Origin of the sequence: Desulfovibrio sp. (assembly GCF_034006445.1) — a bacterium.
Taxonomy (GTDB): domain Bacteria; phylum Desulfobacterota; class Desulfovibrionia; order Desulfovibrionales; family Desulfovibrionaceae; genus Desulfovibrio.
In genome coordinates, this window is record NZ_JAVESS010000006.1 from 110,907 (window position 1) to 123,963 (window position 13,057).

The 13,057-nt window shown below is 58.1% G+C and carries 16 protein-coding genes; 2 read left to right on the forward strand and 14 right to left on the reverse strand.

Annotated features, from left to right (window positions below; genetic code table 11):
* Nucleotides 1-80 precede the first annotated feature (80 nt).
* The gene (gene lysS, locus RBR41_RS08080; RefSeq protein ID WP_413785139.1) at nucleotides 81-1,667 is read right to left on the reverse strand and encodes a lysine--tRNA ligase; all 1,587 of its coding nucleotides are present in this window, start codon (nucleotides 1,665-1,667) and stop codon (nucleotides 81-83) included.
* Between the two features lie 208 nt (nucleotides 1,668-1,875).
* Between lysS and RBR41_RS08085 the strand changes: the two genes are divergently transcribed.
* Nucleotides 1,876-2,439 carry a glycine cleavage system protein R gene (locus RBR41_RS08085; protein ID WP_320352072.1) on the forward strand — a complete coding sequence of 188 codons (564 nt, stop codon included), beginning with the start codon at nucleotides 1,876-1,878 and terminating at the stop codon, nucleotides 2,437-2,439.
* Between the two features lie 115 nt (nucleotides 2,440-2,554).
* Here RBR41_RS08085 and RBR41_RS08090 read toward each other — a convergent pair whose 3' ends face one another.
* The gene (locus tag RBR41_RS08090) at nucleotides 2,555-2,689 is read right to left on the reverse strand and encodes a hypothetical protein (protein ID WP_320352073.1); all 135 of its coding nucleotides are present in this window, start codon (nucleotides 2,687-2,689) and stop codon (nucleotides 2,555-2,557) included.
* Between the two features lie 43 nt (nucleotides 2,690-2,732).
* Here RBR41_RS08090 and RBR41_RS08095 point away from each other — a divergent pair, with 43 nt between their 5' ends.
* Nucleotides 2,733-4,118 carry a PFL family protein gene (locus RBR41_RS08095; protein ID WP_320352074.1) on the forward strand — a complete coding sequence of 462 codons (1,386 nt, stop codon included), beginning with the start codon at nucleotides 2,733-2,735 and terminating at the stop codon, nucleotides 4,116-4,118.
* A 197-nt stretch (nucleotides 4,119-4,315) separates the two neighbouring features.
* On the opposite strand, the gene RBR41_RS08100 is transcribed toward RBR41_RS08095, so the two are convergent.
* The 12 genes from RBR41_RS08100 to RBR41_RS08155 all read right to left on the reverse strand — a co-directional run.
* On the reverse strand, nucleotides 4,316-4,735 hold the full coding sequence (locus RBR41_RS08100) for a GlcG/HbpS family heme-binding protein (protein ID WP_413785140.1): 420 nt from the start codon (nucleotides 4,733-4,735) through the stop codon (nucleotides 4,316-4,318).
* Nucleotides 4,736-4,818: 83 nt separating this feature from the next.
* Entirely contained in the window at nucleotides 4,819-5,736 is a 918-nt protein-coding gene (locus RBR41_RS08105; RefSeq protein ID WP_413785141.1) for a tyrosine-type recombinase/integrase, read from the reverse strand.
* A 61-nt stretch (nucleotides 5,737-5,797) separates the two neighbouring features.
* A complete protein-coding gene (locus tag RBR41_RS08110) occupies nucleotides 5,798-6,598 on the reverse strand; it encodes a hypothetical protein (protein WP_320352076.1) in 801 nt (266 codons plus the stop codon).
* Between the two features lie 7 nt (nucleotides 6,599-6,605).
* Nucleotides 6,606-7,199, reverse strand: coding sequence for a phage tail protein (locus RBR41_RS08115; RefSeq protein WP_320352077.1), 594 nt, complete (start codon nucleotides 7,197-7,199; stop codon nucleotides 6,606-6,608).
* A gap of 264 nt (nucleotides 7,200-7,463) precedes the next feature.
* Nucleotides 7,464-8,573: a hypothetical protein gene (locus RBR41_RS08120; protein WP_320352078.1), complete on the reverse strand. Its 1,110-nt coding sequence runs from the start codon at nucleotides 8,571-8,573 to the stop codon at nucleotides 7,464-7,466.
* Nucleotides 8,551-9,207 carry a DUF2612 domain-containing protein gene (locus RBR41_RS08125; RefSeq protein WP_320352079.1) on the reverse strand — a complete coding sequence of 219 codons (657 nt, stop codon included), beginning with the start codon at nucleotides 9,205-9,207 and terminating at the stop codon, nucleotides 8,551-8,553. The genes RBR41_RS08120 and RBR41_RS08125 overlap by 23 nt, the downstream gene beginning before the upstream one ends.
* On the reverse strand, nucleotides 9,204-10,448 hold the full coding sequence (locus RBR41_RS08130; protein WP_320352080.1) for a hypothetical protein: 1,245 nt from the start codon (nucleotides 10,446-10,448) through the stop codon (nucleotides 9,204-9,206). The genes RBR41_RS08125 and RBR41_RS08130 overlap by 4 nt, the downstream gene beginning before the upstream one ends.
* Nucleotides 10,435-10,782, reverse strand: a complete 348-nt coding sequence (locus RBR41_RS08135; protein ID WP_320352081.1) for a hypothetical protein — start codon at nucleotides 10,780-10,782, stop codon at nucleotides 10,435-10,437. Before RBR41_RS08135 ends, RBR41_RS08130 begins: the two co-directional genes overlap by 14 nt.
* Nucleotides 10,779-11,501 (reverse strand): hypothetical protein, encoded by a 723-nt coding sequence (locus tag RBR41_RS08140; RefSeq protein ID WP_320352082.1) that lies wholly within the window; start codon nucleotides 11,499-11,501, stop codon nucleotides 10,779-10,781. Before RBR41_RS08140 ends, RBR41_RS08135 begins: the two co-directional genes overlap by 4 nt.
* Nucleotides 11,498-12,409 carry a baseplate hub protein gene (locus tag RBR41_RS08145; protein WP_320352083.1) on the reverse strand — a complete coding sequence of 304 codons (912 nt, stop codon included), beginning with the start codon at nucleotides 12,407-12,409 and terminating at the stop codon, nucleotides 11,498-11,500. The genes RBR41_RS08140 and RBR41_RS08145 overlap by 4 nt, the downstream gene beginning before the upstream one ends.
* Nucleotides 12,406-12,762 (reverse strand): hypothetical protein, encoded by a 357-nt coding sequence (locus RBR41_RS08150; RefSeq protein WP_320352084.1) that lies wholly within the window; start codon nucleotides 12,760-12,762, stop codon nucleotides 12,406-12,408. Before RBR41_RS08150 ends, RBR41_RS08145 begins: the two co-directional genes overlap by 4 nt.
* On the reverse strand, nucleotides 12,762-13,057 hold a 296-nt coding region (locus RBR41_RS08155), incomplete at its 5' end, for a hypothetical protein (protein ID WP_320352085.1). The genes RBR41_RS08150 and RBR41_RS08155, both read right to left, overlap by 1 nt.

Consider the following 13,057-nt stretch of genomic DNA (forward strand, 5'->3'; position numbering starts at 1 on the left):
CGTGCCCACCACGGAAAGAGGGCCGTTCCCAATGGAACGGCCCTCTTGAATTGGAAAAGTCTTGGAGGTGGACCTGGAAATTAAATCTCGGGCCGCAGCAGGGGGAAGAGGATAACCTCGCGGATGGAGGCCGAATCCGTCAGCAGCATGACCAGCCGGTCAATGCCCACACCCTGTCCGGCAGCCGGGGGCATGCCGTATTCAAGGGCGCGCAGGTAGTCTTCGTCCATGCTGTGGGCCTCGTCGTCTCCGGCTTCCTTTTCACGCACCTGATCTTCGAAGCGCAGGCGCTGGTCAACGGGGTCGTTGAGCTCGGAAAAGGCGTTGGAAAGCTCGCGTCCGGTGATGAAAAGCTCAAAACGGTCGGTGATGCCGGGGTCCTTGTCGTTACGGCGCGACAGGGGCGAGATTTCCGTGGGATAATGGTAGATGAAGTGCGGCTGGATAAGCTTGCCTTCAACGTCAAGGTCAAAAAGCTTGGCGTGCAGTTTCTGCAGGCTTTCGCTGTCGGCGGCCTTTTCGCCCTTCTGGCGGATGTAATTTTGCACCTGAGTGTAATCGTTGTAGAACTCAGGCTGGTGTCCGCCAATGACGGTGAGCGAATCGTAGAAGCTCATACGCGTCCATTTGCCGGGCGTGAGATCTATCATATCGCCCTGATAGGGCACCACGGTTGTGCCGCACGCGCATTGGGCCAGATGGGCAAAAAGCTCTTCGGTAAGATTCATGAGGTCTTCAAACGTGGCATAGGCCCAGTAAAATTCACACATGGTGAATTCGGGGTTGTGCCGCGTGTCGATGCCCTCATTGCGGAAGCTGCGGTTGAGCTCAAAAACCTTTTCAAAGCCGCCCACCAGCAAACGCTTGAGATACAGCTCCGGCGCGATGCGCATGAAGAGGCCGATATCCAGCGCGTTGTGGTGCGTCTTGAAGGGGCGGGCGGTCGCGCCGCCTGCCAGGGGCTGCATCATGGGCGTTTCCACTTCCATAAAGCCCCTGTCTTCCATAAAGCGGCGGAACTCGCGCACGATAAGGCTGCGCTTGAAGAATATCTCGCGGGCGCGCGGCGTGACGATGAGGTCTACATAGCGCTGGCGGTAGCGCGTTTCCATATCCTTGAGCCCGTGGTATTTCTCGGGCAGGGGACGCAGGGAGCGCGTGATGAGCTTTATTTTGCGACAGGCGATGGTCAGTTCGCCCGTCTTGGTGCGGAACAAATGCCCTGAAACACCGACGATATCGCCAATATCCAGCTTTTTCACCAGATTGTGTGTAGCTTCGTCAAGGTGTTCGCGCGTTGCGTAACACTGCACGCGGCCCGTCTGGTCCATGATATGGAAGAAGGCCACCTTGCCGAAGGAGCGCAACGAAACAATGCGCCCGGCAATGGCAACGACGTCTTCCTGGCTTTCGAGGGCTTCGCCCTCCAGGTCGCCAAATTTGTCCAGTACCCAGGAGATGGAGTGCTCTTTTCGAAAATCATTGGGAAAGAGGGGCACGCCCGCATCCAGCAAATCGCAGGATTTAACCACGCGGTTTTTTACGACTTCATTAAGTCCTTCGCGGCTGGCGAAGCTTTCCAGCATGGGCATGAAATAGCCCGCGTGCTGCGACTTGGTGCCTAATTTGATGGTAGGCTTTTTATTCTTCTTTTCCCGATTTTCCACTGAGAAACTCCTGAGATGCCTAGTCTTAAAGGATTGTAAGGGTATGCCATTCACAGAAAGGCGTCAAGGACGGCGTAGGCAATGCTTTTCGAGCGCCCGTGGGGCCTGTTGCCCCTTGAAGTTCGCGTTGGTTGCGTATATAGCAATGCTTTCCAAGACAACATCCGCAACGGCCCTGCCAGCGGTACATTTCCGCAAGGATTACCACATGCACAAGTATACTGCCTCATTTCTGGGGCGCGACTGCCCCGGCGTTGTGGCCGCGGTCAGTCGTATTCTTGAAGAAAACGGCTGCAATATCGAAGAAGTGACCCAGACCATACTTTCTGGGGAGTTTGCCGCCATATTTGTGGTGGCGGCTCCTGACGGAACAGATGCCGAGAGTCTGCGCCAGAATCTCAGCGCCAGCCTGGCCGAGGCCAAGGTTGACCTGTCGGTGCTGGTGCGCCCCGCCATCAAGGGCCAGTGGGGGCAGAACCTGCACTGCGAGCCTTTTGTGGTCACTGCCGACGGCCCGGACAAACCCGGCCTCATCGCGGCCATGAGCCGCGTGTTCGCCCGTCATGACGTGAACATTGAAAGCCTCAAGGCCATTCTGGGCGAAGGCGGAACCAACCGCGCCCTGTTTGTTTTTGAGGTCATGGTGCCCGACTCCGTGGACCTCGGCCGCCTGCGCCGCGAACTCACCTGTGAGGGTCAGAGCCGCGATTTGCGCGTGAGCGTGCAGCACCGGGATATTTTCGAGGCCGTCAACCGCGTCAATTCTTTTTAGCCAAGGCGGAACTGCGGGCTGGCCGGGTTTCGTCGCCAGATCTTCGTCGCCAGATATTCGTCGCCAGGTCTGCGGCGTCAGGTCTTCGGGACAGCGCCCGGCCCAGGGCCCGGCATCAGAACTCGGCATCAGGACTCGGCGTGAGGGCCAGCGAGAGGGCCAGCGAGAGGGCCAGCGTGAGGGCCAGCGTGAGGGAATGTCCCTGCGGGCTGTAGGCCCAATGCGCGCCCACGCAAGAACCACTGTTCAAGAATTATTGTCAGACACGTCTGCAACCATACAGGATTACAGCCATGCTTTCCGAACGCGAAGTCACAAGCACTCTGAACATGCTCCGCAACGAGCATCTTGACGTGCGCACCGTCACCCTGGGCGTGAGCCTGTTTGATTGCGTGAGCCACGATCTTGACCTCTTCACCGCCAACGTGCGGGCCAAACTGCGCCGCTACGCCTCACAGCTTGTGGCCGTCTGCGACGAGGTGGGCGACAAGTACGGCATCCCCGTGGTGAACAAGCGCATCAGCGTCAGCCCCATCGCCGTGGTGGCTGCGCCCTTTGGCCCTGACGGCATGGTGCGCGTGTGCAAGGCTCTGGACGAAGCCGCCAAGGAAGCGGGCGTGGATTTTCTGGGCGGGTTCACCGCTCTGGTGGAAAAAGGCTTTGCCAAGGGCGACCGTGCCCTCATTGAAGCCCTGCCCGAAGCCCTTTCGCAGACGGACCGCATCTGTTCGTCCATCAACGTGGCCTCCTCGCGCAGCGGCATCAATATGGACGCCGTGGCCCTTATGGGGCGGCAGATCCTCAAGGTGGCCGAAGCCACGGCGGATCGCGGCGGCATTGGCTGCGCCAAGCTTGTGGTCTTTGCCAACATTCCGCAGGACGTGCCCTTTATGGCTGGCGCGTATCTTGGCGTTGGCGAGCCCGATGTGGTCATCAACGTGGGCGTTTCCGGCCCCGGCGTGGTGAAAAAGGCTCTGGATCGCGCCCGCGAGGCGGGCCATAACGGCAAGGGCGGCCCCCTCACCCTGCTGGACATGGCCGAAGTCATCAAGCGCACTGCCTACAAGGTGACGCGCGTGGGCGAAATGATCGGTACTGAAGTGGCCACCCGCCTGGGCATCCCCTTTGGCGTGGCCGACCTTTCCCTCGCGCCCACACCGGCCGTGGGCGATTCTGTGGGCGAGATTTTTCAGAGCCTCGGGCTTTCCAGCATAGGCGCGCCCGGCACCACTGCCGTGCTCGCCATGCTCAACGATGCGGTGAAAAAGGGCGGGGCTTTTGCCTCATCCTCGGTGGGCGGGCTTTCCGGCGCGTTTATCCCCGTGTCCGAGGACTCAAGCATTGAGGCGGCGGCCACCGCAGGCATACTCAGCCTTGAAAAGCTTGAGGCCATGACCAGCGTGTGTTCCGTGGGTCTGGACATGATCGCCATCCCCGGCGATACCCCGGCGGCCACCATTTCCGGCATCATTGCCGATGAAATGGCCATCGGCATGATCAACCACAAGACCACGGCCGTGCGCCTTATCCCCGTGCCCGGCAAGGGCGTCGGCGACGAGGTCTCTTTTGGCGGGCTGCTTGGCAAGGCCGCCATCATGCCCGTGCCCGGCGGCAATGCCGAAGATTTCATCGCTCTGGGCGGCCGTATTCCTGCCCCCATCCACAGCCTGAAAAACTGATTTTCCGGCCGTGCACGTCACGGCCGCCGCATAATCACTGATTGCAGAACATCCCGCGCACGCGGGATGTTCTGTTTTTGCGTGGCAACAAGGGTGTCACGCCACGAAATGCGAGCAGGCAAAATGCACGCACTATGAGATCGCGCTGCACCCGCGTGCAGCGCAGAACATGCAACCTTTTTTAAAGTCTGACTGCTCTAAAATGAAGATTTTTTGGACGATTGCTGCAGGGCCGCCGCTCCCGCCTTGGCCACTGTGGTGTCGTCCACAACACTGCCGCCGCTGACGCCGATGGCCCCAACGACAACTCCGCCGCGCACCAGCAGTTCCCCGCCGCCGAAGATGGCGAGTCCGTTATTGGTCACCTCGATGCCAAAAAGCTCCTTGCCGGGCTGCGCGGAAGCGCCCAGTTCGGCCGTGGACATGTTGAAATAACGGGCCGTCTTGGCCTTCTTTTGGGCGATATCTATGCTGCCAAGAAAGGCTCCGTCCTGGCGGGCGAAAATTTTAAGGTTTCCCCCCGCGTCCACCACGGCAATGTTCATCGGAACGGCAACTTCCTTTGCTTTTGATGCGCGGCGCGAAAAATCGCGCCCACGGGCGGTTATAACTAGCAACGCACGACATTACACATGAAGCAACGCAATTACAAAAGGCGGGCCGAGGCACCGCCTTTTTTTGCGCCGTAACTGCTGAAGAGCTACTTACCCAGGATTGCCCATGCACAACGCATGTCCAAGTAGTCAGCCCAAGCCTGAAGCATTTTACGCCGTTCTGCCAATAACTCTGATCGCTGGTATGCAGCGCGCACTTGGTTTTTATCAACATGGGCAAGCTGCCGCTCTATCACCTCACTAGCCCAACCCATTTCAGACAGCGTTGTCGCCGCCATCGCGCGGAAACCGTGGGCTGTCATGATGTCCGGGCCATACCCCATCCGGCGTAACGCCAAGTTGATGACATGCCCAGTTTCATGCCGAGTTTTATCCCACCGCGATGGGAACAGCCACGGAGTTTGCCCTGTCACTGGGTGCAACTCCCGTAGAACGTCCAATGCCTGACGTGAAAGAGGCACGTTGTGTGGGCGCTTCATTTTCATCTTTTCTGCCGGAATGCGCCATGCCGCCGTATCCCATTCGATTTCGTTCCATGCAGCAGAAGACAGTTCGCCGGGCCGGACGAACAACAAAGCCGCCAATTTTAGAGAACAGCGGCGCTGTGGGGTGCGGTAATGTTCTATACTGGCCATGAGTTGACCAATTTGACGCGGCTCGACAATGGCCGCTCTAGGCTTGCACTTATGAGGAGTCAAGGCCCACCCCAGATCACGCGATGGGTCACGGTTCACAAAGCCACAGGCGATGCCGTATCGCATGATCTGTGATATATGAGACTTGACCTTACGGGCCACAACAAGGGTGCCCCGCTGTTCAATACGCCGCAAAATAGCGAGGATGGCTGGGGAGGAAATTTTTGCTATGGGCTTATCACCGATCCACGGCATGACCTCGCGCTCCAGGCGTCTCCAAGACTCCTCGGCATAATGAACCGACCCCTGAACCATGTACCGCTTCCACCACTCGTGTGCAACGGCAGCAAATGTAACTATAGATGCCATAAGTCCTACTTGTGCTGGGACTTATCGGCAAGTCACCAATCGCCCAAACGAATATCTCCTGTCAGACCGTGGCAATGTCAAAAAAGCCTGTCAGCGGCTGGCCGAGCTTCCTGGTCATATCCGGGCATACGGCCTCAAGCTGCGCAACTATCTTGCGGGCGGCGGTTCTATCTATATAGTTGTTGCAACCGTCAATTTTGATCCAGCGCCGATTGCGATAACAGCGCGTTGCCAGCACCAGGCCGCCTGTATCAGCAGTCAATCCACGGCACGGGCCGGGCAGATATGTGCGCGGATGCAGCAGCGCCGCCAGACCGTGATCGTTGACCGCCTGCCCGATGTGGCTGCCCATGTCTTTGATTGCCGTAAGCACGTTCAGCCCCCAGGGCCATAACTCACCCTGCGTAAACAGGCAGTCCTCGGCGATAATCCGCGCGCCACGGTGTGCCCAAGCACCAAAAGCCCGCACGTCAAATGTCTGGCCAAAATCATGTACCCAGCAGCGGCGCATAATGACCGTTGTACCGTCCTGGGCTTCAGGGCAGCGGCGACCTGCGCCAAGGATAACGCAATCCTCCAGCTCCCAGCGGGCATAACGAACATCATTGCCGGGGTGATCGCCGTTACCTGCCAGCACAGCTTTGATGCCACCCAAGATAACCACACCGGATAGCCGGACAACCGCACCGTCAACCCCGCTCAACACTTCATCTTGAACGGCTTTAGGGCAGCGGCGAAAATCAAATATACGCTGGCACACTTCTGTGGTCTGGTGATTGGAACCATACACAGTCAGCCCGTCTTCCTTAGGAGAAGCAGGGCCTGTACATACACCGCCGACAATCTGATTGATTATGCCCATAGCGATGCTACACGGCGTAGCTGACGGTAATAGCCTGCACGGCTTCCGATGTGGTAGCCGCATCTACGGCTGCCAATAGGGTGTCTCGGCGGGCAGCATGAGTCTTCATGATAAATGCGAATCCCTCGGCATCCTCGGAGGCAAAGGCCGCCGCACCAATGGTAATATCCTGCGCTGTCGGGCTAGCCGTGGGCATGGTCAGAGATGCTGCTACAGCTGCGTCATAACTTGCCGCAATATCCGCCGTCTTGGCTGCCTTGGCCTCGACCAGCAGCTCTGAAGCGGTTTTTGCAGGCCGCTCGGTCAGTGCACCATCCGGCAGAGGGCCGGGCTTGGTCATGTGGCGCGCGGATACGGCGTGAGTGTCTTCCGGCAGCCAGTATTCGGTCGCGGCCTGACCCAGCGCAATGTCAAACAGCGGCGGCTGGCGCTCGCGGTGATCGTCCACCATCGCCCATACATTGTCTATCCACTGAGGCCAAACGCGATTCCACGGCTGTTTCGGCGGTGCTGTGTATGTGGCGTTGTGGGGCAACAGGCCATAATCTTCGACCTCTCCGGCGAAGTAGCCGTCAGCAGTATATTGGTAGGCTTTAGCCATTTTTTGACTCCTTTGAGATTCTTATATTTTTTCAGCTCCCGGCGTGGGAGACGTGGATGGCGACCAAAGCAGAGAGCAGACAGGGTCATGCGTCACGGGCGGGGGCGCAGGTTCTGTGACTGGAGCATTCAAAACCACACAAGTTAGCACGTATGCTGCGGCGGGCAGCGCGTACCCCACACAAAAATTAGAACTTATCGCGTCCCGCGTTGTCCCCGTTGGCCCCGTGTTCGCACCGAAGCGCTGGGGTGCGCTCGCGTGCTGCTACTTGGGTACGCCGAGATAACAACAAGCCAACGCTCCCCAGGAGCGGGGCTGATTTTTGGCGGCGGTGGGGACTTCGTACGCGGACGAAAAATTAAGGGTCGTTTTGTACCATCCGTTGCCGCCAGCATATAATACACCCGCAACTCCCCGTGATTTATAAAATGAGCCAGAATAGCCCTGAGACACGTCTGACGTCTCACCGATAGAGCCAGACAAACGGCGTGTGGCATCCCCCTGCACGTCTCCCACGCCGAGAGCGTCATATCCAGCCGCTTCGGGATACATCCCGCGTACATCAGGCATGCGGAGAGAGCCTGCCCCAAAGTTAGGCGCGTAGTACGGCACACCACCGATACCATTCCAGCCCACAGTCGAGCCGTCAGCATTAGTATGCCATATCGCAGTTGACATGGCCTGCCATTCGGCTTCTGTCTTGCAGAGTTTCTGTCCTTCGGTGGTTTGCAGGTAGGCCCATATATCAGGATACACAGTGGCCGCGTTGGCGATAACGCCGCCCTGTGCAGGCTGGAATCCGGTTTTGAGCGTGGGATGGCGGAAATAGTAAAACTCGCCAATCTCATACTTTGACACTGCGGCCGTAAGCTTGCCCGTTTCATCAACTTTGATGGTGACGCCATCAGGCCGGTTGATGCCGTTTTTTTCCACGGTCGAGATGTTAAATACCGGCATCCAAACCCCGCTTGCGTCCCCAACAGGGTTCACGGGGCCGACAAAGCCGCCACCCTCGGCCGGGATCTCCGGGCCGGAGGGTTTCTTAGCCACATACTCCTGATAGTCAGAGCCGAGCACGTGGGCGCCGCGCAGATAGTTCAGGCCGGGGAAGGATTCGGACGCGCCTACCCACGGATAGACATTGCCAGACTGGGTGTAGAACGTGTGCCCAGACAGAAGGCGATAAATCTCGTTGAAGAACTTACGGTCAGGGGCGATGCCTCCGGCCTCAAGCTCGACCTCGGTAATAACGGGCCAGCCGTCCCGGTAGCTGAAAACGCCCTGGCCAGTGGGTGTCGTGTCGGGGATTGCCTCAACATCTGCACTATGGGCCAGCACGGCCCGCAGCAGATCAGGAATTTGCGGTATTGCCATAAGGCCTCCTTCTGGCAAAGGTTCCATGCCCGAAAGGCTTTAAGCCACTGCGAGCGAAACCAAAGGTTTTTGCCCTGGGCACATCGTAGATTTCCCATCCAACGCCTGCGGGCTTTGGGGCCACATCGTCTCGAGAAAGCAAGGCGCGCTCAAAAGGCTTGAGTGTGAAGTCAAAATAGAAACGCAGTTTCATGGTGCCGACATGCAACACCATCGCCGGGCCGCGCGACTCAAAAAACCACGCCAGAAGGCGGTTCAGGTCGCGCAATGAGCCGTCAGTAATATTTACTGCGGCCTTGAAAAATATGAGCAGCCGATACGCTTCATCGGCCAGACGGAAATTGGAATTGACGGCTCGGCGGTAAAACGTGCCCTGACCAAAGGGGCGCAGCGCGCTACGGTCAAACCCGAAGACAGCACCCGAGGCGTCAAGCTGAATGACGCGGCCAATGCCGACAATGCGCCCCCACACATCCAGTCCCCAGCCCGTGGCCGTGCGGGGGTCAAACACCTGCTCGTACAGTGCGGCGATATCCACGGATGGATCTACCTGGGCGTTGTACGCTGTCAGCAGGGCCAGCAGGCGCGGGCTGTTATCAAATTGCGAGAGGATGGTTTCGCGCCAGTTTTTCACGCACCCTCCACAACGATTTCGATGGCATCCCGCACCAGGCTTGGATGCTGATCGTTGAGTATTTGCACGAAGTTGCCAAAAGCGCCTGCACCAGCGGCGATTTCAACACTTATGAGGTTTACCGCGCCCGCGCTAATGACCGGACAAATGAAGCGGGACGCATACACACCCGCGCCGATCCTGATGCGCGTAACCTCGGACTGATGGGCCGTACCGTCTGAATTGGGGTACTGCTGCCCATAAAAGTCGGCCAGCACGTTGTCGCGGATCTTGGTTTCAACATCGGCGGGCAAACTGTCTGAATGGCGCAGCGTGACCTTCACCCGAAAGGCAAGTTCAGCCGTGCGCTGAAAACGTACCGTTTCTTTTGCTCCACTGGTCGCGTCAGTGTACTGGACAGCCGTATTGCCGTTATAATCACAGCCGCCGGACACATGGTTATACATGGCCTCGGCGATGGCGGCATCTTCGCCGCCCAGCACGGCAATGTAGACGCTGTGCGGGGCAAGAGTGACGCCGCCCTCGGTTTTCGGGGTGTCACCCCTGTTTTGCAGGGCCAGAGCGTCAATAACGCCTTCAAGGTTGGCCACTGCACCGTAAACGCTGGCCAGCATGGAACGAGAATTTAACGCCACGCTGGCTTGTCTGCGAAGTTCAAATTCCCGGCGCTGTTCCGTCTCCCGGCCAACAATGCCCGGTTCGGGGTTATCGACCGAATCCCAGCCGGGTTTTGCCTGTACAATGCGGGTAACACTGTGAGCTTCAACAGCCAGAGGGCCAGCTTCCAGCGCCGCAAAAGGCAGGGTAATGGAGCCGGATGCGGGAATGGTTCCGGAGGTCTGGCAAGCAAACAGATTGCCATTTACGTCCTTGACCTGGTCGGGATTGTCACTGGCATCACTGCCGTTTATGACGGTGCCCTCCAAACCCGTGCAAAGACATTGCACAACCGTTGCCCGGGCCGGGTGGCGAGTAATAAAGTAGATGGCCGCAAGGGCGTCCTGAAAAATGCCGTCAGCCTGCGCAGGGTCAAACTGGTTGGCCAGATGCAGCAACTGTGCATTTTTATCCTGCACGATGGCGGCCTGTGTGGTGATCAACTGTCCCTGGGGCGTGGCGGCATCGGTATTGAGGGTATTATCAAATGCCGCCTGCCAGGCGCTTGTCACGTCTTGCAGCACCGTGTCCGTTGTTGGGGCCACAACCCCACGCGCGGTAAATTCAAGGCTAGATTGTGACATTGACGCTCTCCCCATCAGACGTTGTTACCTTGATGCGCCCGGTCAGTACGCGCTGATCCAGGGCGTCCAGTTCGACACTGGCTTCAGCCACTCCGGGAACTTCAAGCGCGCGGCGGCGCGCCCGTTCCCTCACCAGCTCAATGGGTGGAAGGCTGGCAATCTCGCGGTCAAGATACGGCACACCTGCGGCGGTATTATACCACTGCTCACCCTGAAAAACCCGCTCATACGTGGACACGTCCTGTTCTATGCGGGCGGTGCCATCAACCGTGGCCAGACTGCCCCCGGGAGTGAGCGCCAGATCCCATTGACCCGTCAGCATCAGGCTTTTCATTGCGGTTCTCCGGTGCTGCCGCCGCCGGGCAGAACACCTGTGTGGGTATGGTGCATCTGCGATATGCCCCCGGCTGTCTGGTCGCCAGTGGAAGAAATCTTGCCATTGACCTGCAAATTGCCGTTGAGGGTAGATGTGGCCCCCTCGCCGTTCTGCACATCCGTGGGGGCATTGCGGATAATTCCCCCAGGCGCGGTTATGACTAGCTGCCCGCCCTTGAGTTCCATTTTACCGCCAGCGCCATCGTCCAGAGTGATGCCATCATCGTTGACCATCACATACCGTTTGGGCGCTTTATTCAAAAAACCGCCGATAAAAAAACCGTCCCCCTTGTTGCAAATACGGGCACTGCCGGGGTTGGTAGAAGCCCCGTCCCGCTTTTCCTTAACGGATTCCGTGTCACGCATGGCGTAAACGGCAAGCCCGATGTCACCGGGCTTGGGGTCAACAATGACGGCGTTTTCCCCACCTTGGGCGCGAAAATATGGCAGCCGGAACAAGGTGCCTTGCTGGTGGCCTTTTCCGTCACCGGCAACCAGATTCACCAGGGGCTGCACACTGACAAAGCCCACGGGCTGCACACCCTCGGCAGATACCCCCGTGACGCGCACGGGTTCTGCGGTATTGATGCCCTGCAAAGCCCTCTGTATGAGGAAATCAAGAGCATTAAGGTCAGATGCCGGAGTGGATGCCCCGCGCTGTCCCTGCACTACACTCATGACTTTCCGTCCTTCTGGTTTTGCTGCCCTGGGTAGGTTGCCTTGACCGCCGTTTCCCAGGAGGTCGCGCCTGGATACCCCGCCTGAAGCTTGTGCGACAGGCTTGATATCTGCCACAGGCCAGACGCCTTGGGCACCACGGATTCAATGCGGATAGGCCCGCCGAGTTTGCACTTGGGCTCGTAGAGCCCCTTGACGCTGATGCCATTGCTGTCAAATGACGGATAGCCAAACATGCCAGTATCCCCGCGCCACAAAGGCGTTGAGGCTCCGACATCTTCCCGCAGCATGCCAGGGGGTGCGATGATCATTTCACCGTCATCAACCAGCAGGGCAATGCGGGCAGCATCGGCTATCTGGCGGGCCTGTTCCATCGGGCCACCCACCCAGCAGGTATTACGAAGCGAAACATTGACCCCACGGTTAACGAAGGTAAGCCCCATCTGCCCGGCAATGCTTTGCAAGGTATTGCCCACATCCTGCGCGCCCTGGGCCGTGAGCGGCGGTACTGGCGTGAGCGAGGCCACAAAACCGGTAATGCAGTCACAATCAAAGGTTGGATCTGGCGCGGCATTGAAGTTGGGCACGGCGCTCACGATGTCGCCAGAGAACGCCAACGTCATGCCGTTCTGTTTGTCCCCGGCATACACGGCAATATGATTTTGGTCCGTCTTCAGGGGAGCAAAGGCCAGAGTGGTCAGGGTTTCCATATCTTCAAGCGGTAGGTTGTAGATACGGACTTTGGCCTTGTTCTTCTCTTTGCCGCCGGGCTTTGAGATTTCCACATCCATGCCAAGCCGGATGATTTTAGTATTGGCCGCCTGCCCGGTGCCAGGGTTGAACCCGCCCTTGGCCAGAGTGATGCGGGCCTCCAGCATCTTGGTTGTGTAGGATGTATTGGCGCTCATAATGTCCCTTCCTCATAGGCCTGTGCTTCATCCGCGTTAAGCCAGACAAGCCGCCAACGGTCACCAAGGCCCGTCCATTGCGGGTCTTTCGCGCCCTGCATATCGACAAACAGCAAATCACCTACAAATCCCAAACGGGGATAACGCAACAACAACGTGCCCTCACGGGCAATAATGCCGCTGACCACGGCAATCTCATTGATGGCCAGGTCAACAAACAGGGCTGCGCCGTTGAGGCCAACCATGCTGTTGGCCTCTGATTGGCGGGTGTACACGCGAAGGCTGCAATTCTGTCCGCCCAGCACGGCCTGTACGGTCTGGTTGGCTGTGGCGCGTAACGGAACGGTATTCATTACTTCCCTCCCAACCAATCTTTTGTGGCCTTCAGCCTACTTTTTTTTTGCACCTGTTTTTTTGTGGCATCATCGGCCTTGCCAGCCTGCTGTTTTCCTGAACTTTTGTTCGCGCCGTCCCCTGGCTGCTTTACCTGCTCGTTGGTGTATTCCGGGCTGACCTGCCGAACTTCCTGCAAGGAAAGGCTTACCAGCAGCCTGTCCACGCCGTTTTCGCGTTTGCGGTCATAGTCAAACCCAACAACGGTGTAGTCCACGAACGTGCGTTCCGGCGTAATGATACTGACAAGGTCGG

Bases quoted from the DNA above. Each gene is read 5' to 3' on its own strand.
- RBR41_RS08085 (WP_320352072.1), top strand. From the start codon at position 1,876: ATGCACAAGTATACTGCCTCATTTCTGGGGCGCGACTGCCCCGGCGTT.
- RBR41_RS08095 (WP_320352074.1), top strand. From the start codon at position 2,733: ATGCTTTCCGAACGCGAAGTCACAAGCACTCTGAACATGCTCCGCAAC.
- RBR41_RS08105 (WP_413785141.1), bottom strand. From the start codon at position 5,736: ATGGCATCTATAGTTACATTTGCTGCCGTTGCACACGAGTGGTGGAAG.
- RBR41_RS08110 (WP_320352076.1), bottom strand. From the start codon at position 6,598: ATGGGCATAATCAATCAGATTGTCGGCGGTGTATGTACAGGCCCTGCT.
- RBR41_RS08115 (WP_320352077.1), bottom strand. From the start codon at position 7,199: ATGGCTAAAGCCTACCAATATACTGCTGACGGCTACTTCGCCGGAGAG.
- RBR41_RS08120 (WP_320352078.1), bottom strand. From the start codon at position 8,573: ATGGCAATACCGCAAATTCCTGATCTGCTGCGGGCCGTGCTGGCCCAT.
- RBR41_RS08130 (WP_320352080.1), bottom strand. From the start codon at position 10,448: ATGTCACAATCTAGCCTTGAATTTACCGCGCGTGGGGTTGTGGCCCCA.
- RBR41_RS08135 (WP_320352081.1), bottom strand. From the start codon at position 10,782: ATGAAAAGCCTGATGCTGACGGGTCAATGGGATCTGGCGCTCACTCCC.
- RBR41_RS08140 (WP_320352082.1), bottom strand. From the start codon at position 11,501: ATGAGTGTAGTGCAGGGACAGCGCGGGGCATCCACTCCGGCATCTGAC.
- RBR41_RS08145 (WP_320352083.1), bottom strand. From the start codon at position 12,409: ATGAGCGCCAATACATCCTACACAACCAAGATGCTGGAGGCCCGCATC.
- RBR41_RS08150 (WP_320352084.1), bottom strand. From the start codon at position 12,762: ATGAATACCGTTCCGTTACGCGCCACAGCCAACCAGACCGTACAGGCC.